Origin of the sequence: Deinococcus radiodurans R1 = ATCC 13939 = DSM 20539 (assembly GCF_000008565.1) — a bacterium.
In the GTDB taxonomy this organism is placed as follows: Bacteria; Deinococcota; Deinococci; order Deinococcales; family Deinococcaceae; genus Deinococcus; species Deinococcus radiodurans.
In genome coordinates, this window is the sequence record NC_001263.1 from 826,396 (window position 1) to 849,281 (window position 22,886).

25 protein-coding genes are annotated in these 22,886 nt (G+C 66.3%); 12 read left to right on the forward strand and 13 right to left on the reverse strand.

The window, feature by feature from the left end; translation table 11 throughout:
* Positions 1-190 precede the first annotated feature (190 nt).
* From pruA to DR_RS04225, 6 genes are all read right to left on the reverse strand, one after another.
* Positions 191-1,762 (reverse strand): L-glutamate gamma-semialdehyde dehydrogenase, encoded by a 1,572-nt coding sequence (pruA, locus tag DR_RS04200; RefSeq protein WP_010887459.1) that lies wholly within the window; start codon positions 1,760-1,762, stop codon positions 191-193.
* Between the two features lie 459 nt (positions 1,763-2,221).
* Positions 2,222-3,154 (reverse strand): proline dehydrogenase family protein, encoded by a 933-nt coding sequence (locus tag DR_RS04205; RefSeq protein ID WP_010887460.1) that lies wholly within the window; start codon positions 3,152-3,154, stop codon positions 2,222-2,224.
* A gap of 43 nt (positions 3,155-3,197) precedes the next feature.
* Positions 3,198-3,914 carry a GntR family transcriptional regulator gene (locus DR_RS04210; RefSeq protein ID WP_051618822.1) on the reverse strand — a complete coding sequence of 239 codons (717 nt, stop codon included), beginning with the start codon at positions 3,912-3,914 and terminating at the stop codon, positions 3,198-3,200.
* Between the two features lie 64 nt (positions 3,915-3,978).
* On the reverse strand, positions 3,979-4,443 hold the full coding sequence (locus tag DR_RS04215) for an MgtC/SapB family protein (RefSeq protein WP_010887462.1): 465 nt from the start codon (positions 4,441-4,443) through the stop codon (positions 3,979-3,981).
* 48 nt (positions 4,444-4,491) lie between these two features.
* Positions 4,492-4,905, reverse strand: coding sequence for a hypothetical protein (locus DR_RS04220; RefSeq protein WP_010887463.1), 414 nt, complete (start codon positions 4,903-4,905; stop codon positions 4,492-4,494).
* 195 nt (positions 4,906-5,100) lie between these two features.
* A complete protein-coding gene (locus DR_RS04225) occupies positions 5,101-5,493 on the reverse strand; it encodes a hypothetical protein (RefSeq protein WP_027479971.1) in 393 nt (130 codons plus the stop codon).
* 188 nt (positions 5,494-5,681) lie between these two features.
* Here DR_RS04225 and recO point away from each other — a divergent pair, with 188 nt between their 5' ends.
* Positions 5,682-6,416, forward strand: a complete 735-nt coding sequence (gene recO / locus DR_RS04230) for a DNA repair protein RecO (protein ID WP_010887465.1) — start codon at positions 5,682-5,684, stop codon at positions 6,414-6,416.
* A gap of 168 nt (positions 6,417-6,584) precedes the next feature.
* Here the strand turns inward: recO and DR_RS04235 are convergent, their stop codons facing one another.
* The 3 genes from DR_RS04235 to DR_RS04245 form a co-directional block, all read right to left on the reverse strand.
* The gene (locus DR_RS04235; protein WP_010887466.1) at positions 6,585-6,983 is read right to left on the reverse strand and encodes a hypothetical protein; all 399 of its coding nucleotides are present in this window, start codon (positions 6,981-6,983) and stop codon (positions 6,585-6,587) included.
* Between the two features lie 15 nt (positions 6,984-6,998).
* The gene (locus DR_RS04240; RefSeq protein ID WP_034350357.1) at positions 6,999-7,895 is read right to left on the reverse strand and encodes an alpha/beta hydrolase; all 897 of its coding nucleotides are present in this window, start codon (positions 7,893-7,895) and stop codon (positions 6,999-7,001) included.
* A 244-nt stretch (positions 7,896-8,139) separates the two neighbouring features.
* Positions 8,140-8,880: an SDR family oxidoreductase gene (locus DR_RS04245; RefSeq protein WP_027479969.1), complete on the reverse strand. Its 741-nt coding sequence runs from the start codon at positions 8,878-8,880 to the stop codon at positions 8,140-8,142.
* A 94-nt stretch (positions 8,881-8,974) separates the two neighbouring features.
* Here DR_RS04245 and ppgK point away from each other — a divergent pair, with 94 nt between their 5' ends.
* The 3 genes from ppgK to rpmE all read left to right on the forward strand — a co-directional run bounded on the left by ppgK (position 8,975) and on the right by rpmE (position 11,398).
* A complete protein-coding gene (gene ppgK / locus DR_RS04250) occupies positions 8,975-9,814 on the forward strand; it encodes a polyphosphate--glucose phosphotransferase (RefSeq protein WP_010887469.1) in 840 nt (279 codons plus the stop codon).
* 101 nt (positions 9,815-9,915) lie between these two features.
* Positions 9,916-11,121 (forward strand): amidohydrolase family protein, encoded by a 1,206-nt coding sequence (locus DR_RS04255; protein ID WP_051618821.1) that lies wholly within the window; start codon positions 9,916-9,918, stop codon positions 11,119-11,121.
* Positions 11,122-11,176: 55 nt separating this feature from the next.
* A complete protein-coding gene (rpmE, locus tag DR_RS04260; protein ID WP_010887471.1) occupies positions 11,177-11,398 on the forward strand; it encodes a 50S ribosomal protein L31 in 222 nt (73 codons plus the stop codon).
* 120 nt (positions 11,399-11,518) lie between these two features.
* Here the strand turns inward: rpmE and DR_RS04265 are convergent, their stop codons facing one another.
* Positions 11,519-12,535, reverse strand: coding sequence for a DHH family phosphoesterase (locus DR_RS04265; protein WP_010887472.1), 1,017 nt, complete (start codon positions 12,533-12,535; stop codon positions 11,519-11,521).
* Between the two features lie 82 nt (positions 12,536-12,617).
* Here DR_RS04265 and DR_RS04270 point away from each other — a divergent pair, with 82 nt between their 5' ends.
* The 3 genes from DR_RS04270 to DR_RS04280 all read left to right on the forward strand — a co-directional run bounded on the left by DR_RS04270 (position 12,618) and on the right by DR_RS04280 (position 16,160).
* Positions 12,618-13,253, forward strand: a complete 636-nt coding sequence (locus DR_RS04270) for an HAD family hydrolase (RefSeq protein ID WP_010887473.1) — start codon at positions 12,618-12,620, stop codon at positions 13,251-13,253.
* A gap of 598 nt (positions 13,254-13,851) precedes the next feature.
* The gene (aceA, locus tag DR_RS04275) at positions 13,852-15,141 is read left to right on the forward strand and encodes an isocitrate lyase (protein WP_027479968.1); all 1,290 of its coding nucleotides are present in this window, start codon (positions 13,852-13,854) and stop codon (positions 15,139-15,141) included.
* A gap of 155 nt (positions 15,142-15,296) precedes the next feature.
* Complete coding sequence (locus tag DR_RS04280) at positions 15,297-16,160, forward strand: WD40 repeat domain-containing protein (protein WP_027479967.1); 864 nt, start codon at positions 15,297-15,299, stop codon at positions 16,158-16,160.
* A gap of 10 nt (positions 16,161-16,170) precedes the next feature.
* On the opposite strand, the gene DR_RS04285 is transcribed toward DR_RS04280, so the two are convergent.
* Positions 16,171-17,013, reverse strand: coding sequence for an ion transporter (locus DR_RS04285; protein ID WP_010887476.1), 843 nt, complete (start codon positions 17,011-17,013; stop codon positions 16,171-16,173).
* 59 nt (positions 17,014-17,072) lie between these two features.
* A complete protein-coding gene (locus tag DR_RS04290; protein ID WP_010887477.1) occupies positions 17,073-17,507 on the reverse strand; it encodes a hypothetical protein in 435 nt (144 codons plus the stop codon).
* Positions 17,508-17,650: 143 nt separating this feature from the next.
* On the opposite strand from DR_RS04290, the gene DR_RS04295 reads away from it, so the two are divergent.
* The 4 genes from DR_RS04295 to DR_RS04305 all read left to right on the forward strand — a co-directional run bounded on the left by DR_RS04295 (position 17,651) and on the right by DR_RS04305 (position 20,490).
* Positions 17,651-18,523, forward strand: coding sequence for an SDR family oxidoreductase (locus DR_RS04295; protein WP_010887478.1), 873 nt, complete (start codon positions 17,651-17,653; stop codon positions 18,521-18,523).
* Position 18,524: 1 nt separating this feature from the next.
* On the forward strand, positions 18,525-18,701 hold the full coding sequence (locus DR_RS16400; RefSeq protein WP_165439354.1) for a hypothetical protein: 177 nt from the start codon (positions 18,525-18,527) through the stop codon (positions 18,699-18,701).
* Between the two features lie 68 nt (positions 18,702-18,769).
* The gene (locus DR_RS04300; RefSeq protein WP_010887479.1) at positions 18,770-19,675 is read left to right on the forward strand and encodes a histone deacetylase family protein; all 906 of its coding nucleotides are present in this window, start codon (positions 18,770-18,772) and stop codon (positions 19,673-19,675) included.
* Positions 19,676-19,848: 173 nt separating this feature from the next.
* Positions 19,849-20,490: a cyclic nucleotide-binding domain-containing protein gene (locus DR_RS04305; RefSeq protein ID WP_010887480.1), complete on the forward strand. Its 642-nt coding sequence runs from the start codon at positions 19,849-19,851 to the stop codon at positions 20,488-20,490.
* An 83-nt stretch (positions 20,491-20,573) separates the two neighbouring features.
* Here DR_RS04305 and DR_RS16465 read toward each other — a convergent pair whose 3' ends face one another.
* Complete coding sequence (locus DR_RS16465) at positions 20,574-21,671, reverse strand: IS1 transposase (protein ID WP_197480503.1); 1,098 nt, start codon at positions 21,669-21,671, stop codon at positions 20,574-20,576.
* 126 nt (positions 21,672-21,797) lie between these two features.
* On the opposite strand from DR_RS16465, the gene DR_RS04320 reads away from it, so the two are divergent.
* Positions 21,798-22,847 carry a DNA double-strand break repair nuclease NurA gene (locus DR_RS04320; RefSeq protein ID WP_010887482.1) on the forward strand — a complete coding sequence of 350 codons (1,050 nt, stop codon included), beginning with the start codon at positions 21,798-21,800 and terminating at the stop codon, positions 22,845-22,847.
* Positions 22,848-22,886 lie beyond the last annotated feature (39 nt).

Here is a 22,886-nt window from a genome sequence, read left to right on the forward strand (position 1 = left end):
GGGTGCAAAACAATGGGTTTTCTCTCTCGGAGAGGCGTTTGGATCGGCCTGGAAAGGTCACAAAGTGAACAATTGGAATGCTGTGCGGTTCCCTGCTGATGACAGCGGGCCGCTCACGAGTCGATAAAAAGCCCCCAGCTTCTGCGCCGGGGGCCAAATCTTTTATCCATCACCCATCATCTATCAACTGTCACCAGCGTTCCGTCACCGTCTTGAGCTGCATGAAGTTGCTCAGGTAATCCGGGCCGCCCGCCTTACTGTCCGTGCCGCTCATGTTGTAGCCGCCGAAGGGCTGCACGCCCACGATGGCGCCGGTGATCTTGCGGTTGAAGTACAGGTTGCCCACTTCAAACTCGGCGCGGGCCTGCTCCAGCCGCTCGCGGGAGTTGCTGCACACGCCCCCCGTCAGCCCGTACTCGGTGGAGTTGGCGATGTCGAGCGCGTCTTGCCAGTCTTTGGCCCGCAGCACGGCGACCACTGGCCCGAAGATTTCTTCCTGCGCCAGACGGGAGTTCCGGTCTACGTCGCCCACGATGGTCGGCTGAATGTAGTAGCCCTGCTTGCCGTTCGCTTCGCCCGTGGCCTCGCCGCCCAGCAGCACTTTGCCTTCGCTGGGGGCCAGTTCCAGATAGCCCTTGATCTTGTTGAAGCTCATCTGGTTCACGACGGCGGTCACGTTGGCGTTTTCCTCGCCCGTCCCCATCTTGAGGGCTTTAGCCCGTTCCACGAAGCCGTTGACCACTTCGTCGTACACGCTGTCCACCACGATCAGGCGGCTCATGGCGCTGCACTTCTGGCCGTTGAAGCCGAACGCGCCCTGCGTGGCGGCGGTAATGGCGTTTTCGATGTCGGCGGTTTCGTCCACGATCAGGCCGTCTTTGCCGCCGAGTTCCATGATCACGCGCTTGATCCACTTCTGGCCCGGCTGCACTTTGGCCGCCACCTCGTTGATGTGCAGGCCCACCGCACGGCTGCCGGTGAAGGTGATGAAGCGGGTTTTGGCGTGCGTGGTCAGGTATTCGCCCACTTCCTTGCCCACGCCGGGCAGGAATTGCAGCACGCCGGCCGGCAGCCCGGCCTCGCGCAGGATGTCCACCATGAACCCGGCGATCAGGCCCGCATCCTCGGCGGGTTTCACCACGACGCAGTTGCCCGCCACGATGGGCGCCGCCGCCATGCCCACGAAAATGGCGCAGGGGAAGTTCCAGGGGCTGATGCTGACGCCCACGCCCAGCGGAATGCTCATCAGGCCGTTTTCCTCGCCTTCAAACCACGTCGTTTCGCTGCTGCCAAAGCCCGCGTACTTCATGGCGCTGCGGGCGTAGTACTCCAGAAAGTCAATCGCTTCGGCCACTTCCACGTCGGCCTCAGCGTAGTTCTTGCCCACTTCGATGCTCATCAGGGCGCAGGCTTCCAGGCGGCGGCGCTTGAGGATGGCGGCGGCCTTCAGCAGAATGCGGGCGCGGGCGTCCATGTCCCACTTCTTCCAGCTCTCGAAAGCTTTCCAGGCGCCTTGTAGAGCGTTTTCGGCGTCACCTATGGTCGCTTTGGCGGTGGTGCCCACCACTTCGGAGGTGTCGCAGGGGTTGATGCTCTGAATTTTCCCTTCGGTGTCCACTTCCTGCCCGTCGATAATCAGCGGGTAGTGCTTGCCAAGGAGTTCTTTCCGAACTTTGGCGAGGGCGGCCTGGTACGCCTGGACGTTTTCTTCTTTGGTGAAGTCGGTGAAAGGCTGGGGGCGGTAGTCCTGAACTTTAATCATGGTGAGTCTCCTTTAAGAGGCGTGGAGTTCTACGAAGAGGACGCCGATACGGGATTTGTCTATCGCCAGCAGGCCAACGCCATGTGGTTTGTCGGTGCGGAGCAGGTCGAAGCGGGCAGAGGGACTGAAGATTTCTAGAAAGGCACAGGCGAGTTCTTTGCGACAGCGTTTGCGAGGATGTCGGTTGATGCCTGTTAGGGCGGAGTAAGCTCGCCGGGCGCCTACATCGGCACGGGAGACATAAGAGAGCTCACCATCGGGTGCATGGGCCTTCAGGCTCTCCTGCACGCCTTTTCCACCTCGGCGTGATGCTCCATGAGCCCCTGGCTTTGCATCGCGTACCCCCCGGAAGCGGCCCAAGCACGCGCTACAGGCCAAAAGACGGGATTGTTGGCATCCGGTTTGGCCGGGTAATCATGACCGTAAAGCTTCATGAATTGACTCGATGTCTACAACGATTCAACCCTTCAACATCCCCTGCACCACAAACGCGGCGTTCCTCGGCGTTTCGGCAATGCGGCGGCTGAAGTACGCATACCAGTCGCGTCCGTAAGGCAAGTACACGCGCACGCGGTAGCCCTCGGCGGCGAGTTGTTTTTGCAGGTCGCGGCGAATGCCGTAGAGCATCTGGAATTCGAAGGCGTCCTTGCCGATGCCGTGCGCCAGCACAAACCGCTTCACGTCGTCGATGATGCGCTCGTCGTGGGTGGCGACGTTGGTGTAGTTGCCCGCCTTGAGGTGCTGAAACACCAGGCGGCGGTAGTTCTGGTCCACGTCGGCCTTGTCGGGGTAGGCGACGGTAGCCGGTTCGAGGTAAGCGCCCTTCACCATGCGGATGTTGGGCCGCAGGTCGTCCAGCGAGGCGCGGTCGCCCAGCGAGCGGTACAGGTAGCTTTGCAGCACGGTGCCCACATGCTCGGCGCCGAACTCGCCCACCAGCGTGCGGAACTGCTCCAGCGTCACGTCCACCCGCGTGTGGTCTTCCATATCTAGGCAGATGAAGCCGCCGTATTCCTTCGCCTTGGCAATGATGCGGCGGGCATTGGTCAGGCCGAGGTCTTCGCCGTTTTCATCCTTGCCCTGGCCCACGCTGCTCAGCTTGATGCTGACGTAAGGCTTGATGCCGGCAGCGTGCGCGGCCTCGATCAGCTTGATCACGTCGTCGGCAAACTCGGTGCATTTGGCCGGGCTGTCGATAAATTCGCCGAGCAGGTCAAGGTTCCCGGCGATGCCGTCACGCTCAAGTGCCTGCACGGCCTGGATAGCGCTTTCAATGCTTTCGCCGGCCACGAACCGTTCGGCGAGATTCCACATCTTCTGACGGGCGAGCTGTTCCACCTGCGGTCGCTCGGCGACGGTCAGGACGGCTTTGCGGTAAAGCTGGTCAATCATGCGGGGCTCCTTGGAGAAGGGGAAAGAAAGGGGAGAAGTCAGGTCAGGGGTGAGAGACGAGGGCAGGCGATGGCGGGGCCGGGCCTGCGGCGTCCTGCTCGTCGGCCAGTTCCTCCAGCGCGAGTTCTGCCAGCACCAGCCCGCCAAAGGTCCGCACATGCAGCCGGGCGGCTTCCCGCGCCGCTGCGGAGTCGCGCCCCAGCACCGCGTCGAGCAGGGCGGCGTGCTGCGCGGCGGTTTCGGGGCGGGCGTTGTAGGTGCGGGTCCGGTGCTTGATGAGGGCCACCCGCTGCTCCAGGTTGCGGGCGAGGTCGGTCAGCGCGGCGTTGTGGGCAGCGTGGGTGATGGCGCGGTGAAAGGCGAGGTCCAGCCGGGTCTGTTCGCGGTAGTCCTCGCCCTGCACGGCGTTGAGGGCCCTCAGCGCGGCGCTCAGGGCATGGGCGTCGTCCGGGGTGTGCTGCGCGGCGGCGAGCGCGGCGGCTAAGCCGTCGAGTTCCTCGCGCACGGCGTAGGTGTCGCGGGCTTCGGCGGCACTCAGCAGCCGGACCCGTGCCCCCTTGTTGGCCTCAGCGACCAGCAGGCCGTCTTGCGTCAGCCGCATGATCGCCTCGCGGATAGGCGTGCGGCTCACCCCAAGGTGCTGCCCCAGTTCGACCTCACCCAGCCGCTCACCGGGCGCAATTTCGCCGTCCAGCACGGCGCGGCGCAGGTGCTGATACACACCTTCGCGCACGAGGCCGGGCCGCTGGAATTCGGTCATGTGTGGATATTGTATACAATCTGCTGGCTGAAAAGCTGGACAAGCGGGTGTTCTCTCGGTGTACTCAGTCCTCGCTTTCGCCGGCAATCCGCTCCGAGAGCCGACTCAGTGGCCCCAGCGTCAGCAAAAACAGCAGCGTCGCCCCGGTCGCCAGCACGTACAGGTGCAGCCCGCACGCCACGCCCACGGCAGCCGTCGCCAGCAGTCCGGCGGCGGTGGTCAGTCCCTTGGCCTGATGCCCGGCCTTGCTGGAAAAGATGGCGCCCGCTCCCAGAAAGCTCACGCCGCTGACCACCGCGCCCAACACCCCGATGAGGTCGAAGCGCACCTGATCGTCACGCCCGGCGAACGTGATGACGAGCGTCTCGCTCAGCACCATAAACAGCGCCGCGCTGACCCCGACCAGAATGTGAGTGCGCAGGCCCGCGCTGCGGTTGCGCTTCTCGCGTTCCCAGCCGATCAGCCCGCTCAGGACAAAGGCCGCGAGCAGGCCCTGCATCAGCTTCAATTCGTTGAGCGCCGACTCCATCTGTTCAGGGTAGTGGATGAGCCTGCGCCGTGGCCTCGGGCAAGAATCTTAGAGCCGGCGCCGGACTTCGGCTTGCAAACACCGGGGGCACACCCAGTCGTCGGGCGCCAGCTTGCGCGCGAGCTGCTCTCGTTTGTTCAGGCGGGAACGGTAGTCGAAAAAGCCCCAGACCGTGACCGCCACCAGTCCCAGGCCATTGACGAGCACAAATGTCAATTGGCTCGTGACGCGTCCGCCGATGGACAGGGCCAGCCCAAGCAGGCTGGGGCCGCTCGTCAGCGAGAGCAGCAGCAACGCGCCAAAAATGATGATGTGCCAGGGCAAGGTCCATTCGTCCGGCTGCCAGCGCGCCCAAACGCGCTCCGGGGTGGCCCGCACCCGGTCCCAGCGGCTCATCGGATAACGGCAACGCGGACAATCGCGCCATTCCAGCGCTGCCGGATCGTGCCCCAGGCGTCCCATGCCCGCACTCTGCGCCGGGGCGACTGACAGTTTTATGCCACTGGCCGCCGGTCAGTCGCTTTGTACAGATTCCGCTTCATTCCAGCACAGTCGGAAAAGCGCCGCCTGTGCTTCCATACCGCAGAATCCGTATTTTTTCCTTCTCGCATCCGCTCGGATTGAATCCAGTTGTTCTGGATTCAATCGGAATTTGTCTTACTCCGCGTAGATGTTTTCGATGGGGAAGATATGGTCGGCCAGCGCTTCAAGCCCACGCTCGCCGGCGCGTTGCTGGCAGCCTTCGGTGGGCGTGCACAGCGTCACGTAGCGGGTGCGGCGCGACCCGACGACCACGCGGTACATCTGCGCCTCGCTGCGGCTGCGGGTGTGGTGACACAGGTCGCAGTGCAGGGCGGTGCTGCCCTTGGGGGCAATCGGCGTGAATTCGGCGAGCTGGTTGCCGTGTACGAGAGCCAGCCGCCCGTCGGCCACCGGGTAAAGCCCCAGGGTGGGCGGGGTGTTCAGCGGACGCTCGCCAAAGATTTCGCGGTACGACTCGGGAAACAGTTCGCGCAGCAGCTCGGCGGCGGTGTGGGCCTTCTCGCTCATCGGTCAAAGTGTAGGCGGCGCCGAGCTGGGCCATGGGCAACAAGGGTACAAACTCGGCCGTTGCTGAAGCTTCGGTGATGGGGTGGCTCACGGCACGCTTGCAGGGCTGTCTCGCCCGTTTTTGCTGAAGACGCGGCAGATGGAAGCGAGTCACAGACCCTCGGCGCCTCTTTCTCTAGACTCACGTCATGCGCTCACGCACCGCCAACCGCAGCGGCATCGTCATCCGCCGCCGGGTGACGCCTGCCGGCGACATCATCGTCACGCTGCTGACCCCCCAGGGCAAGCTCAAGGCCATCGCGCGTGGCGGGGTCAAGGGGCCGCTGTCGAGCAGCCTCAACCTCTTTCACCATGTTGGGGTGCAGGTGTACCAGGGGCCGCACAACGACCTTGCCAGCGTGAAACAGGCGGTGCTGGAGGGCGCCCTGCCCACCCTGGCCGAGCCTGAGCGCTACGCCTTCGCGCACCTGATGGCCGAATTTGCCGACGCGCTGTTTCAGGAAGGCGAGTTCTCCGAGCAGGCCTTCGACCTCTTCGCCGCCTCGCTGCGCGGCGTGGCGCACCAGCCCGACCCCGAGTGGGTGGCGCTCGTCATGAGCTACAAGCTGCTCGGACTGGCCGGGGTGATCCCCCAGACCGCTCGCTGCGCCCGTTGCGGCGCGCCCGACCCTGAGCACCCCGACCCCCTCGGCGGACAACTGCTGTGCAGCAAGTGCGCGGCCCTCCCGCCCTACCCGCCCGCCGTCCTCGACTTCCTGCGCCACGCCGTGCGGCGCACCGTCCGCGCCAGCTTTGAGCAGCCGGTGCCGAGTGCCGACCGCCCCGCGCTGTGGAGAGCGCTGGAAAAGTTCGTCACGGTGCAGGTCGGCGGCGTCCACAGCTGGCGGCAACTCGTCCCAAGCGGCGTGCCGGTGCTGAGCTAGAGCATTTGACAAAAGAATGGCCTTGCGCTGTTTGACCCTCTACCCAGGGGAGAGGGCCTGCCGAAGGCAGAGGTGAGGGGGTCTTTTTCTGTCAAATGCCCTGAGCAGCGGCTACGGCGCACCAACGATGAATGCGCTAGGGAGAGCTGAAAAAGGGCTTGGACTTCTTCACGGCAGCACCACTCCCCGCGTTTTCAACTGGCAGACCTCAAATCCCGCGCTGAAACGTCGGCAGGTGGTGTCGGCGGAGAGGTCCGCGCCGTTGTTGTAGCCTCTGCCGCTTCCCATCTGAAGGCTGAGGACAAAGCCCTGTTTCCGCAGCCAGCCGTCCATTCGCCCGACGCGGCTGAGATAACGCCCGTCCAACCCCGCCGCCGGGCCGCTCACCTTCTGAGGCGTCAGCAACGCACGCGGCGCGGCGGCGTAGAGCTTCGCGGCGTCGGGTTCCTGCCGGGTCAGCAGCGCCCGGTCACTCGTCCAGAGGGCGAGCAGCGGCCAGCCCCAGCTGAGGAAGGCCAACACAAAGGCCCCCAGCAGCAGTGGGAGCCAGCGGCGGGGCGAGGTCATGGCCTCAGCATGCCGTCATTTCAGGCGGTTGGCGTCCACAAAACGGATGATTTCGGCCCGCGTGCCGCCCAGCCAGGTCAGGTTGCGCGCCACCGCGCCGATGATGGTGACGTGGTTCAGGCGCGGCAGCACCACGCGCTGCACCGGAATTCGGGCCTTTTGCAGCGCCGCTTCCATGTTCAGGGCGTTTTGCGGAGCGACCACGGAATCGTTGGCAGCCACGAGCAGCAGATGGGGCGGCGCGTCGGGGCGCACGTGGCGGTCGGGCATGATGTCGTCCGGGTTGCCGTTCTCGGGGAAGGCCACGCGGGTCTGGTACGCGCGGAAGTCGTAAGAGTACGGCCCGGCGATGCCGATGACGCCGCGAATGCTCGACACCGGCACGTTGACCTCGGCCAGCCAGCGCGCGTTGTCCACCAGTTCCACGGCGTTGAAACCGCCCGCCGAGTGCCCGCTGACAAACAGGTTGTTCGGGTTGCCGCCGAACTGCCCGGCGTGGTCGCGCAGCCACTTCAGCGCGGCGGCGCCGTCTTGCACGTAGCTGGGGTAGCGGTTTTGCGGCGCAAGGCGGTAATTCATCACCCCGACCACGTACCCGGCGCGGGCGAGCGACTCGCCGACGAAGGCGTGCCCCGACTTGTCGCCGCCCTGCCACGACCCGCCGTGAATGAAGAGGATGGTGGGTGCGCCCTGGGCGTTTTGCGGGGCGTACACGTCGAGTTTGTTGCGGGTGTCCGGGCCGTAGCTCTGGTTGAGCACGACCTTCAGGCCCCGCGTGGAATTGGTGGTGTTCACGGCGTTCTGGACCTTCTCGCCGGAGCACGAGCTCAGGACCAGGGTCAGGGCGGCGGCCCCGGCCCCCAGCAGGGCGAGGCGGCGTAGGGGCAAACGGCGGGCAGTTCGGCGGCTCATGGCGGCCATGCTAGGTCGCCCGCTGCCCGGCAAGGGAGGTGAATCCCACCATGCATCTGGACAGGCGCCGAGTCTAGAGCATTTGACAAAAAGATGGCACAGCTTTTTGCGAGCGGACTGGTACAGCTCGTAGAGAGCGAGTGCAAAACACGGAGCAGAACGAAGAATGTAGCGGGTGGCGGTGCTGTTCCGACGCACGCCTAATTCGCAGAACTGCTCTAAAGAAGCGCTCAGGAGCGGCGGCTCAAATGCTCCAGCCCCCGTCCACCAGCAGTTCCTGTCCGGTGATATACGCCGCCTCGTTCGTCGCCAGAAAGGCAATCGCGGAGGCCACTTCATCCGGCTCACCGAAGCGCCGCGCCGGAATCTTGGCCCGCAGTTTGTCGGCCTCGGCGGGGTCGGCGTGCAGCTTTTGCAGTCGCTCGGTGGCGGTGTAGCCAGGGGCGACGGTGTTGCAGGTGACGCCATCGGCGGCGACTTCGAGCGCCAGCGTCCGCAGGTGGTTGGTCACGGCGGCCCGCAGCGCGTTGCTCACGGGGAGGGTCAAGCTGGGCCGCCCGACGGTCAGGCTGGTGATGGCGATGATGCGCCCCCAGCGCCGCTCGCGCATTCCCGGCAGCACGGCGTCCACCAGCCGGGCGGTGCTGAGGAAGGTGGTCTGAAAGCCCTGCTCCCACGCGGCCTCGGTGACTTCGCTCGGCAGCGAGGGGGGCGGCCCGCCCGCGTTGCTCACCAGAATGTCCACCTGCCCGGCGGCGTCTGCGGCGACCTTCACCCCTTCGGGTGTGCTCACGTCGGCCACCACCCACGCCGCGCCAATGTCCTCGGCGGCCCGGCGCAGCGTTTCCTCGCCCCGCGCCGCGAGCGTCACCTCGGCCCCCAGTTCGCGTAGCTGCCGCGCCGCCGCCAGGCCGATGCCTTTGCTGCCGCCCGTCACCAGGGCGCGTTTGCCGTCCAGCCGAAAGAGAGCACTGTGGGAAGTCATGCGGCAAGTGTAGCGGTCTGGGGTTGAGCCCCTGGGCCGCCCGCCCACGCGCCTTGACACATTCCTCTGCCCCGGCGCCTATGCTGGCAGGGCTATGACAGTCATTCTGGGCATCGACATCGGCGGCAGCGGCATCAAGGGGGCGCCCGTGAACACGGAGACGGGCGAACTCGTCGCCGAGCGGCACCGCATTCCCACCCCGGCGGGAGCCAGGCCCGACGACGTGAAAGGCGTGGTGGCGCAGCTCGTCGAGCATTTCGGGCTGGAAGGGCCGGTGGGCGTGACCTTTCCCGGCATCGTGCAGGGCGGCAGGATTCTCAGCGCGGCCAACGTGGACAGCAGCTGGGTGGACGTGGACGCCGACGAGCTGTTTACCCGCACCACTGGGCACGAGGTCTACCTCATCAACGACGCCGACGCCGCCGGGCTCGCCGAGGCCAAGTTCGGGGCGGGCAAGGACGTACCGGGCACGGTGCTCGTGCTGACCTTCGGCACCGGCATCGGCAGCGCCCTGATTCGTGACGGAGAGCTCGTGCCCAACACCGAACTCGGGCACCTGTGGCTCAAGGCCAAGCACGCCGAAACCTGGGCCTCCGACCGCGCCCGCGAGCGCGACGACCTGAACTGGAAGCAGTGGGCGGCGCGTGCCAGCCGTTACCTGCAACACCTCGAACTGCTGTTCTCGCCCGACCTGTTCATCATCGGCGGGGGCGTGAGCCGCAAGGCCGACAAGTGGCTGCCGTATCTCCAACTCACCCGCAGCCGCGTCGTGCCTGCCGCCCTGCAAAACGAAGCCGGCATCGTCGGCGCCGCCATGCTCGCCGCTTCGGGACCGGTGCGCCGCGAGCAGCCCGCGCCTGCTGGGGAAACACCGAATCAGCCTGCTCGCACGGACGCAAAAAAATCGGACGTGAGCAAGGCCCGGAAAAAATAAGCGCTGCACTGAGTTGCTCCCTTCCCACTGAACGTCGGAGGGGGCTTTCTTTGCGCTTTTCTGCCGTCAGCCGTCATCATCGGGGCGCTAGCATCGACCCCATGACCTTTTCCGAGGCGACGACTCCCGATGCCCTGACTCCCGACGCGCATACTCCCCGCCTGCTCACCTGCGACGTGCTCTACACCGGCATGGGCGGGGCGCAGTCGCCGGGGGGCGTGGTCGTGGTGGGGGAGACGGTGGCCGCTGCCGGGCACCCGGACGAGTTGCGCCGCCAGTACCCGCACGCCGCTGAGGAGCGGGCCGGCGCCGTCATCGCCCCGCCGCCGGTCAACGCCCACACCCACCTCGACATGAGCGCCTACGAGTTTCAGGCGCTGCCCTACTTCCAGTGGATTCCCGAGGTCGTCATCAGGGGCCGGCACCTGCGCGGCGTCGCGGCGGCGCAGGCGGGAGCCGACACCCTGACCCGCCTCGGCGCGGGCGGCGTGGGCGACATCGTCTGGGCACCGGAAGTGATGGACGCGCTGCTGGCGCGCGAAGACCTCAGCGGCACCCTCTATTTCGAAGTTTTGAATCCCTTTCCCGACAAGGCCGACGAGGTGTTTGCGGCTGCCCGCACTCACCTTGAGCGCTGGCGGCGGCTGGAGCGTCCGGGCCTGCGGCTGGGCCTCTCTCCCCACACGCCTTTTACCGTCAGCCACCGGCTGATGCGGCTGCTGTCCGACTACGCGGCGGGCGAGGGCCTACCCCTGCAAATTCACGTGGCCGAGCACCCCACCGAACTGGAGATGTTCCGCACCGGCGGCGGGCCCTTGTGGGACAACCGGATGCCGGCGCTCTACCCGCACACCCTGGCCGAAGTCATCGGGCGCGAGCCGGGGCCCGACCTCACCCCGGTGCGCTACCTCGACGAACTCGGCGTGCTCGCGGCGCGGCCCACCCTCGTTCACATGGTCAACGTGACCCCCGACGACATCGCGCGGGTGGCGCGTGCCGGGTGCGCGGTGGTGACCTGCCCGCGCAGCAATCATCATCTGGAGTGCGGCACCTTCGACTGGCCGGCCTTCGCTGCCGCCGGAGTCGAAGTTGCCCTGGGCACCGACTCGGTGGCGAGCGGCGAAACACTGAACGTGCGCGAGGAAGTCACCTTCGCCCGGCAGCTTTACCCCGGCCTCGACCCCCGCGTGCTGGTCCGCGCCGCCGTGAAGGGCGGGCAACGGGTGGTCGGCGGACGGACGCCTTTTCTCCGCCGGGGCGAGACGTGGCAGGAGGGTTTTCGTTGGGAGTTGAGCCGCGACTTGTGATACACTGTCTCGGTTAGCCCGCTACGCACAGTGACGTGGCAAAAGGAGTCAAAAGATGCAAAAAGACCTGCACCCCAAGGCCGTGCCCTGCAAGATCATCTACCAGGGTCAAGTCGTGATGGAAACCATGAGCACCCGCCCCGAAATCCACGTGGACGTGTGGAGCGGCGTGCACCCCTTCTGGACCGGCGAAGAACGCTTCCTCGACACCGAAGGCCGCGTGGACAAGTTCAACAAGCGCTTCGGCGACAGCTACCGCCGCGGCAGCAAGAAGTAAACCGCAAGTTTTGCAAGACGCCTCACCCGCACGGTGGGGCGTTTTTTGTTGGGAGCTGCGGAGTTTGCAAAGAGGGGAGGCGAGCCATCTTGGGCCGCCTCCCCCTCATAGCTTCGTTGTTTACTCTGCCGTCGCCTGCGCGTCCACCCGCGCCAGCTCGGCTTCAATGGCGGCGTCGAGTCGGGCCCGCGCCTCGGCATAGGAAGAAATCACCGTCGCGCCCGCTGCGGGGACGTGACCGCCGCCGCCGAGGGCCACGGCGATGTTCTGGGCGCTGACCGGGCCGCGCGAGCGCAGCGAGAACTTGACCCGGTCGCCATAGTCTTTCGCCATCACGGCGAGCTGGGCACCCTCGGCGTTACGTAACATGCTCACGTAGTTTTCGACCTGTTCCCAGGTAGCACCAGCGCGGGCGAGCATTTCCTCATCCACCCGCGTCTGGACCACCCGGCCACCGTGCAGGAATTCCAGTTTGCCCAGCACCTCGCGCAGCAGCAGGTAGTACGACTGGGGGTTTTGCCGCATCTGATCGTTGAGCCAGCCGATGCGGGCGCCGTGGGCCCGCAGCCGCGCCGCACACTCGAAGGTCTCGGCGCTCACCGAGTCGAAGGCGAAGTTGCCGGTGTCGGTGTTGAGCCCCAGCATCAGCGGGGTGGCGACGGCCTCGCTCCAGGGGGCGCCGAGCGCGTCAATCACGTCGGCGACCATCATCGCGGCGGCGGGCTTGCTGGGGTCCACCACGCCGGCGTCCGCGCGGCGCAGGTTGGTGCCGTGGTGATCCACGTTGACCACTGGGCCGTCAAACTGGGTCAGGTCGGCGCCCGCCACCCGCACGGGGTCGTTGTTGTCCACGTCCAGCACGGCGGCCAGGGCCCCCTGCGGCCAGCTTTCCAGCGGCGCAGTCAGTTCGCCCGGCTGCGGCAAAAAGCTCAGATAGTGCGGCACGGTCATGGGCGCGAGTACCGTTTTGCCCAGCGTCCGCAGCGCCCGCGAGAGTCCCAGCACACTGCCGAGCGCGTCGCCGTCGGGGTTCTCGTGCGACAGCACCACGATGGGGCCAGGGTGGGCCAGCAGGGCGTCGGCCACGGCTCCGACGTTCCGCCGGTAATCAGGGGTGGCAGAGTTTTCGGCGGTCATCACTCCCGAGTATAGGTCGGGCGGCTCTTTACGGTCTGCACAGCCGTTGGGGGGATTAAGGGCAAAGCGTCACAATGGCGCCATGACTGTTTCCCAAGTTTCCACCGGAACCGGCCTCGGCACGCGGCACGTCGCCTTCGACTGGGGCGGCGTTTTTACGGTGGGCACCTTCGATGGCCGCAGCACCCAGAACGTGGCCGAGCGCAGCGGCGTGCCCGTTGAAAAAGTGCGCGAGAGCTACTTTCGGCACATCCGGCAGCTCGAAGTCGGGGCGTGGACTCTGCCGCAGTTCTGGGAGACGGTGCAGCAGGAAACCGGCATGACGCTGCCCTACGCCGACTTCGAGGCGCTGTACCTCGGCAGCATCCACGACAACGCGCCGATGTACACCACCCTCGCCGCCCTTCCCCGCAGCGTGCGGGTGGGCCTGCTGAGCAACAATTACCCCGTCGTCAGCGAACACTTGGGCCGTGACCCGCGTTTTGCCCGCTTCGATGCGCTGGTGTTCTCCAACGAAATCGGCCACAAGAAGCCCGCGCCCGAAGCTTTTGCCGCGCTCGAACAGAAGATGGGACTGCCCGCCGCGCAGGTCGCCTTCGTGGACGACGTGCAGGAGAACATCGACGCGGCGGGTGCCTTCGGCTTTCATGGCATTCTCTATCACCACGACGCGCACGAGCGGTTCGAGCAGGAGTTGAAGGAGTGGCTCCGGGGCTGAGCGCGGCGGCAGGTTTCGAGGGGCCGCAACTCGCGGTGGCCCTTGCGCGCCACTTGCACGGAAAAAAGCTTCATTGTGCCCGGCTGGTGAATGTCTGCGACCCATTCCAGCCTGCGCCCGAATGACTGTGCGGTGGCAATGACTCTTCGGTGCCTGGGGCGACGTTGGAATAGTGGAGGAGGGGCGGCTGACTCACCGGACTCAGGTGGTGTTGTCATACGGTTTCAAATTGAGTCCCGGGCATGTCCGGGCGCAATTTTGCGCGGAGCGCATGAAAAAATACGGTTTTAAGGAGATGGACGGGCATCCGGTGCCTTTCCGGATGTTCGGGAATTGGATTAAAACCGTCTGAGGGTGCCAGACAGTCCCAGAACCTCCTCTCTGAAGCTCTGTCGAAGCCGCTGACTCCCCACAGCCCGGACTCCTAGGTGGTGTACTTCTCCGGGTGGTGTACTTCGCAGCGTCAGTCGTACACCAGGCCTAGCGGGCCCCCGTGCCAGGCAAACTGTCCTCACTGAACGAAGGGCGCTGGCCACAGCGAAAGACACCTCCCCACGGTGGGCGAGGCGGCCCTGACTCTCACTCAAGGAGCGACACCATGACCCCCACCCCCAAAACCCCCGCCGAAATCCTGGAAAAGACCTGGCAGACCGAAGAGCGCTGGCAGGGCATCAAGCGCAACTACACCGCCGAGGACGTCGTCCGCCTGCGCGGCAGCCTGCCCATCGAGTACACCCTCGCCAAGCACGGCGCCAACAAACTGTGGCAACAGATGAAGGAAATGCCCTTCGTCAACGCGCTCGGCGCCCTGACCGGAAACCAGGCGATGCAGCAGGTCAAGGCCGGCCTCAAGGCCATCTACCTGTCGGGCTGGCAGGTCGCCGGTGACGCCAACAACGCGGGCCAGATGTACCCCGACCAGAGCCTCTACCCCGCCAGCAGCGTGCCGGACGTCGTCAAGCGCATCAACAACACCCTGCGCCGCGCCGACCAGATTCAGACCAGCGAGGGCAAGAACGACATCGACTACTTCGTGCCGATTGTCGCCGACGCCGAAGCGGGTTTCGGTGGCCCCCTCAACGCCTTTGAACTCATGAAGGCCATGATCGAAGCGGGCGCCGCCGGCGTGCACTTCGAAGACCAGCTCGCCAGCGAGAAGAAGTGTGGTCACCTCGGCGGCAAGGTGCTCGTGCCCACCAGCCAGTTCATCCGCACCCTGAACGCGGCCCGTCTCGCCGCCGACGTGAGCGGCGTGCCCACCGTCCTGATTGCCCGCACCGACGCCGACGCCGCCAACCTGCTGACCAGCGACGTCGACGACAACGACAAGCCGTTCTGCACCGGTGAGCGCACCCCCGAAGGCTTCTTCTACGTCAAGCCCGGCATCGACCAGGCCATCAGCCGCGCCCTGGCCTACGCTCCTTACGCCGACGTGATCTGGTGCGAAACCAGCGTCCCCAACCTGGAAGACGCCAAGAAGTTCGCCGACGCCGTGCACGCCCAGTTCCCCGGCAAGCTGCTCGCCTACAACTGCTCGCCCTCCTTCAACTGGAAGAAGAACCTGGACGACGAAACCATCGCCAAGTTCCAGGTCGAACTCGGCAAGATGGGCTACAAGTTCCAGTTCATCACCCTGGCCGGCTTCCACGCGCTGAACATGAGCATGTTCGACCTCGCCTACGGCTACGCCCGTAAGCAGATGAGCGCCTTCGTGGAACTTCAGGAGCGTGAATTCGCGGCCCAGGAACGCGGCTTCACCGCCGTGCGCCACCAGCGCGAAGTCGGCACCGGCTACTTCGACCTCGTCTCGCAGGCGGCGGGCGGCGGCCAGAGCAGCACCACCGCGCTCGCCGGCAGCACCGAAGCCGAGCAGTTCGCGCACCACTGAGCTGACCTCAGAAGCTTAACCATGCAAAGGAGCCTCCCGTTCGGGGGGCTTTTTTTCGTGCTGGACACCGGATACCCCTTTCGGATGACGCCGCGCTGCCAGGCCCCCGCTCTCCTGCCGCCATGCCCAGACTCGCTATATCCAGACTCTGGCCGATGTTGACCGCCGTAGCGCTGCTGTCGCCGCTGGCCACCGCGCAGCAGGGACAGACGCTGAGGGCGGGCGAGCTGACCGTGACCCTGACGCCCACCCAGCCGGACAGCAACGGCTGGTACAGGGCGGGCAGACTGGAGCTTCAGGGGACGGACGAGGGGATTCGGGGGGTGGAAACTTCCCGGCTGCGCGGCGCGGTGCTGGGCGAACTCAGCCCGGATGGTCGCTGGCTGAGCGTGCTGGGGACGGGCGGCGGGTATGTCCAACTGTGGAACGTCGCCACTGCCGAGCGCCAGTTCACTTTCCTGGCGCACGATAAAAAGTCCTATGATGCCCGCCTCGCGGCCTTCTCGCCCGATTCGCGGCGGCTGGTCTTTTATTCCTACCCGAACGAACTGAGCCTCTGGGACACGGCGACAGGCGTGCGCGTCAAGCTCCTCAGCGACGTGCGAAAGGGAGGCTGGTGGACCGCCGATGCCGACGCCGTGTTCAGCCCGGACGGGAAAACCTTCGTGGTCACGGGCGGCGGGGGCGGGGCGCAACTGTTCGACACCCGCACGGGCGACCTGCTCCAGACCTTCGACCGGCCCTGTCAGTCTTTCGGCCCCGGTTCTCCCGGCGGCTTCTGGCGTGGGGCGGTGGGTGCTACCTTCAGCGCCGACGGCAAAAACGTGGCGGTGCTTTATGCGGGCGGCGCGGCGCGGCTGTACGGCGTAGCCGGGGCGGGGGCGCTGGCAAAAGCGAGCTGGAAACTGGACAACTTCAAACCCTCGCAAATGCGTTTCTGGGCTGGAAAACTGACCCTGAACGGGCGGGAACTGAGCGGCAAGACTCCGAATGGCCTGAGCTTCACGCTGACCTTCTGAGCCTCCGGCCTCACCCCGGCAAGTTCTCGCCGCAGCGCTTGCAAAACCGCGCGTCGGCGTCGTGCCGGCTCAGGCCGCACTGCGGGCAGGTACGGCCCCGCCGGGCCTCCTGCGCCTGCTGCAACCCCACCGTGACGATGCCGGTCGGCACGGCGATAATCGCGTAGCCCGAGAGCATGGCGAGCGTGGCGATGAACTTGCCCAGGCCGGTTTTCGGTGAAATGTCGCCGTAGCCGACGGTGGTCACGGTCACGACCGCCCAGTAGATGCTGGTGGGAATCGAGGTGAAGCCGCTTTCCGGGCCTTCGACCATGTACAGCAGCGTGCCGAACACGATAACCATCGACAGCACCGAGATGAAAAACACGATGATTTTCTCGCGGCTGGCCTGAAGTGCTTCGCCGATGAGGGCCGCCTGGTCCGAGTAGCGGGCGAGTTTGAACACCCGGAAGACCCGCAGCAGCCGCAGCGCCCGCACCACCAGCAGGTACTGGGTGCCGGGAAACAACAGGCTGAGGTAAGACGGCAAGATGGTCAGCAGGTCCACCAGGCCGTAGAAACTCAGGGCGTAGCGCAGGGGCCGCCGCGCCCCGAGCAGCCGCAGCAGGTAGTCGGCGGTGAACATCACCGTGAAGACCCACTCGGTCTGCCGCAGCCGCGCCCGGACCGCGTGCGAAAGCTCGGGCACGCTTTCGAGCGTCACTGCGAGCACCGACGCCACGATCAGGACGATCACGATCTTGTCGTAGGCGCGGGCGGCGGGGGTGCTCAGGCCGAAAATCAGGTTGCCCAGCCAGCGGCGCCACGGCGGGCGGTGGTCGGGGTGCGGGGGGTCCGGCGGCGGCGAGATCACGGCGGCGAAGATAGCGTCTGGCCTCGCCGCCTTCTGTCGTGCTGTCGGTCAACTGGCCTTTATTCCGGCAGTTCGCCGATGTTCCAGCCGTCAATCGCGCTGAACCGCAGCGAGAGCGCGGGCAGGTTGATGACCCGGTGGCCCTGGTAGGAGCGCACGTCAATCAGGTAGAGGTGCTCGAAGTACACCGGCTCGTCCGCCGTGAGCTGCTCGGGACTGAAGACCGTCCGGGCGGGGTACATGTCGAGCAGGCCTTCCAGAATCTCGGGGTCGCTGTCCGGCGCCGCCTTGAGCAGCCCGCGCATCCGGGCGTTGTAGCCGTCGGGCCCGGCGATGCGGCCCGAGAACATGCTGCCGCCCGAAATCACGATGACCGGCGGAAACGACACTTCGGGAAAGTCGCGGCTCTCCTCCCAGGCGGGGTCCTGGGTCACGTTGCGGGCGGCCTGGTGGGCCATCTTGGCCTGGTACATCCTCAGGTAGTCGAGTGACATGCCTCTCAGAGTAATCGGCGCGGGGCGGGCTCAAGCATTGGCTATCGAGACGGGGTGAGGTTGTCGTCTTGCTGGCGGAATGGAGCGGGTGGGTTTTGACGAACAGGACCATGTTATTCAGGGAACTGCTCTAGGCTCGGGACATGACTGCCGAACCTGCCGCCACGTCTGCCCCGCTCTCTGGCCCCGTCGCCGTTATCGGCTGTGGCTGGGTGGGCTGGCCGCTCGCCCGCGCCCTGCTCGTCGCTGGAGCGGAGGTGCGCGGCAGCGCGACCACGCCAGAAAAAGTCGCGGCGCTGCGGGCGGAAGGCGTCGCGGCCACCCGGCTCAGGCTCACGCCGGACACGTCGCCCGAGAGTGACGAGCTGACCGAGCTGCTGCGCGGCGCTCACCGTCTGGTGCTGACGGTGCCCCCAGGCCGGGGACCGGAACGCGAGCGCTACGCCGAGTATCTGTCGCCCGTGGCCCAGGCCGCCGCGCTGCATGGGGTGAGGCAGCTCATTTTCACTAGTTCTACCGGCGTCTACCCCAACGACCCCCATGTGATGACCGAAAGCGACGCGCTGGCGACCCCCGATTCGCCTTCGCCGCTGCTGCGGGCTGAGGCGGCGCTCGCCGCTGCTGGCGTGCCCCTCACCGTGCTGCGCTTTGCCGGGCTGTACGGGCCGGGCCGCCCGCCGGGGCGGTTTCTGGCCGGGCGGACGGAAGTGGGAGAGGGGAGCGCCCCAGTCAACCTCGTGCATCTCGACGACTGTGTGGGTGCGGTGCAGCATATGCTCGGCGGCGATTTCGGCGGGCAGACCTTCAACGTCTGCGCGGCGGCGCACCCGCTCAGGCGCGACTTCTACCCGGCAGCGGCGCGGGCGCTGGGACTGGAAGCGCCCTCTTTTGCGCCGCATGAGGGCGGGGGCAAAATCATCGGCAGCGAGGCGTTCCGGGCCGCGACCGGCTACCACTTCCGGCACGACGACCCGCTGAGCGACCTGCATACGCTGGGCAACGGGCAAGGCGCCTGAGATGGTCCTTGGCCTGCTCATCCTGCTGCTGCTGAGCCTCAACCTCGGCGGCATCTTCAGCGCGGCGATGCAGTTCGGGCGCCAGGATTTTCTCGCAGGACTCGGCACCCTGCTGATGGTGGGACTGCTCGACGCGGTGGGCTTCTGGCTGTTGCAGGGGCTGCGCGGGCGGCGCTGAGGACCATTCAGGGCAGAGGTGGCAGAACGCCACAGACGCCCGGCCCCGCACTCTCTACCCTGCCCGGCATGGCCCACCCTTTTCGCGCCTACTCGCCCGCCGACTTTCACTTTCCGCTGCCCGAGGGCCACCGCTTTCCCTATTACAAGTACGAGGGGGTGAGGGCGCGGCTGACCGGACTGCTGCCGATTCTGCCCACCCCGCAACTGCGCTGGGCCGACGCAGGGCGAGCGCACGACCCGCTGTGGCTGCGGCGCTGGCGCAGGGGCGAGGTGGACCGGCGCGAGCAGCGCGAGTTCGGCCTGCCCTGGTCGCCGGAAGTGGTCACGCGGGCGCTGCGGGCGGCGGGCGGCAGTCTGGCCGCGCTCCACGACGCACAGAGCACGGGCTGGGGCGCCAACCTGGCCGGCGGCACCCATCATGCCTTTCATGACCGGGCCGAGGGCTTTTGCCTCGTCAACGACGCGGCGATTCTGACCCGCATCGCGCTCGACCGGGGGCTGGCGCGGCGGGTGGCGACCCTCGACCTCGACGTGCACCAGGGCAACGGCACCGCGAGCCTCCTCACGCCGGAAATGGCGGCGGGCACGGCGTTTACCCTCAGCATCCACGGCGAGCGCAACTATCCTTTTCGCAAGGAACGTAGTTCGCTCGACCTCGGTCTGGGCGACGGGGTGACGGACGCCGAGTATCTGGCGGTGCTGACGGGGCAGGCGCTGCCCGCGCTCGACGCTTACCGGCCCGACCTGCTGCTTTACCTCGCCGGGGCCGACGTGCTCGCCGGGGACCGCTTCGGGCGCTTTGCCCTGACGCTGAGCGGCGTGAGCGCACGCAACCGGGCGGTGTTTCGCTGGGCGCAGGCCGCCGGGGTGCCCATCGTGACCATGATGGCGGGGGGGTACAACAGCGACCACGCGCTGACCGTCGAGGCGCACGCGAGCGTGGTGCTCGACGGTTTAGACGTCCTGGGCTGACCCGTAACCGCTGGGGCTGACAAAGATGTGACCCGCCGCTCAACTCGATTGACTGTGGGTGAAGGCGGCGCCTCATGCCCGTGCCAGTTCTGACAGGGACAATGTAAAAAGTAAAGCGGTCTGCCACGCTCTGTGCCGGTGCCTGCTCCGATTCTTTCTTCTGGAGGCTTCCTATGTCCCCGACCCCCTCGGCTGCGGCTTTTGCTGCGGCGCCCCTGCCTGAAAGCCGCCGCGCGGTGCACCGGGGCGAGACGCTCTACTACGCGGGGGACCCCTCGCCGACGCTCTACCGCCTCGAAACGGGGCTCTTGCGGGCGGTGCGGCTCTCTCCGCAGGGCCGTAACCTGACCGTGCGTCACATCCAGCCCGGCGACATCTTCGGCGAAGAAGTCCTGCACGGTCAGCCGCGTACCCACCAGCTCGTCGCGCTGACCGACGCGGTGGTCACGCCGCTGCACGTCGAGCAACTCAGCGTGCGCGACCTGTGGGACGTGACGCGCAGCCTCAGCCTGCAACTCCAGCGGGCGGTGCAGGGCGGCATTCACGTACAGGACGGCGACCTGCGCGAGCGCATCGCCCGCTACCTGCTCAGCCTCGCCGATTCGAGTCTCGGTGGCACCCACCCCGGCGGCCAGCGCTTCGTGCGCGCCACCCACGAACTCATTGCCGAGGGCACCGGCGCCACCCGCGAAAGCGTGAGCAAACTCATCGGCGAAATGCGCGACGACGGGCTGCTGCTCCCCGCCTACCGCTGCCTGACGCTGACCGACGAGGCCGAGTTGCGGCGGCTGAGCGGCCTGACCGAGCCGAGCTGAGAGAAGCGGGGAAGACAGGCGCCAGGGCGAAAGCTGCGGCGCCTTTTTCTTGTCATTCCCTCCACTTGGGTAGTTGGCTGGAACTATGCCCGACAGGAGACGCCCTGCGGCTGTGAGAGCCAGTCCCGCACCTTCCAGACGTGATCGGTCAGCCCGATGGTCATGGCCGGTGTGCGTTGGAGGTACAGCTGACGTCCCTTTGGGACGTCGAGCTTGCTCCGCAGACCCCGTTGAACTCGGCACCAGTTGTAGATCCCCTGCACCAGATGAGCCAGGCTCACCCGGTGAATCCTCAGCCTCGCGAACGCGAGGCTTTTCCTCGCCAGGTGCGGGTTCATCCGCCGTGCCGTGGCATTCTGACGCTCCACAGCCGAGGTGTTGGGCTTGTGGTAGCCCAACCGCTGCAACTCCTCGTTCACGCGAACCTGAGTGCCGGCCGCGATCTCGGTGCGCACGTTTACGATGCGCTTCCCGGCATACTCCTTGATGATCCGGACATGGGCTGCGGAACGCGGGATCCGGTAGGCGGTCTTCGGGAATCGACCACGCGATCCTTGTCTCGCAGGCCGATACGGCCTGCCGAACACTTCAGGGAACAACGTCTGGTACGACAGAAATCCATCGGTGAACAGCACGAGTCCATGCGGATCTGTCAGGCGTGCCCTGGCGTGCTTGAGGAGCGACTGGGTCAGGGCCGCGGTGCGCTCGCCGATCTCGCCCTGGATCAGGAACTTGCTGCTGGGATCGATGACGGTCGCGTCCCATACCGCCTCTTTCTTGCGCCCGACGAATCCGTAGCGTTCGTCCGCTTGAATGCTCGTGACCTTCAGGTCACGAGCATTCAGGTCGTGGAGGTGTCGCGCGTGACTTCCGGCAACGCGGACGATCCGCGCGACCGTGGTGCGGTGACACCCGACCAGGTGGCCTGTGGTGACGAAGCTGTTGCCGTGGGTGACGTGCTCGACGACGGCGTCGACGGTGTCCTGTGAGCAGCGGGCATTCCAGTAGGGCGTGCCTTTGAGTTCACTGAATTCCGCACCGCATGCGGTGCACTTGAGGAGTCGTCGGCGGTGAGGGCCGTATCGTCTGCGGAGCTTGATGGTGCCGTGTTGCGCGTGATGCTGGGCTGGACAGGCGGGGTTCTGACAGACGAAACGCTCGAGTGGGAGCTCTGTTGACACGTCCGGGGATAGGCCCCGGACGCTCCCATTTCAGTGGTGTCGGGCATAATTCCAGCCAACTACCTCCACTTGTGCCCACCATGTCTTTTCTGCCCCTGACATCCCGGCTGCCGTACAATCCTCCCCATGCGTATTCGTCTGGACCCCTGGCCTATCGATACTTTTGAGGGGCAACTGACGCTGAAACCCTTTGCCGGACTGGTCTTCGACGTGGAAACCGACCGCTGGGAGGCGATTCCCACCCTCGGCATCCCGGAGTCCGTGCGCGAGGTGCTGGTGGTGGACGGCAAACCCCGCATGGAGGCGCGGCTGCTGATGGACGACGACTCGGGCGAGCTGCACCTCGCGGCGTTTGGGGCGTATGTGGTGGGGGCCGTGAGCCTGTGTCCCCACGGCACGCGGCAGGCCGAGTTGCTCGACGTGCGGGCGCGCCGGGTGCTTGCCTACAGCTCGGACGCGCCGCTCGAACCTGCCCGCCTCAGCCCACGCAACCCACACACCGGGGTGCTGGACTACGAGCCGTATGCTTTTTCCGGGCGGCAGGTGGAAGGCCCGCGCGCCGCCGTGCAAAAGCTGATGCTGCAAGACGAGCAGAAACTCAGCCGCCAGCTCGCCTCACCCATCGCGTTGGAGGAAGGCGAAGCCGACGCCCTGCCCGAATCGCTGGTGCTGCAAGACGGCCCGGTGCGCCTCGGCGGGGGCGGCAGCGCGGTGGTGGGCTACGTCAAGACGCTGCACACCGACTATCTGGGTGCCGACCGCATCGGCCTGCTGAGCAGCCTGAAATGCGGCGAGCGCACGCCCATCCTGCGCTTCCGGGTGGGGGACCGGGGGGGCACCTTCAGCGAGGCCGAGGGCCGCGAGCAGCGCTTTACCTGGTACGTGCGGCTGTGCGACGCGCCGTTTTACCAGCACCCGCTCGCCGGCATCATGCGGCTGGAAATGCACGCGCCGGAAGACAGTTCCTTCGTGCCCGCCGCCGTGCAGCAGATTGCCGACCTCTCGGGGGCGCTGCTAAGCAAGCTGGGCAGCAAGCTTCACAAGGACAGCCGCGCCCCGCAAAACCTGATTCCCACGGCGGCGCTCGAACAGGCGATGAACCGCAGCATGGGCAACCTCGAACTCGTCACCCGGCGCATCCGCACCCACCTGGTGACGCAGGGGGTGGTGGCGTGACGGGGAATGACGTGCAAGGCGCCGAAAAGGCCGACGCCA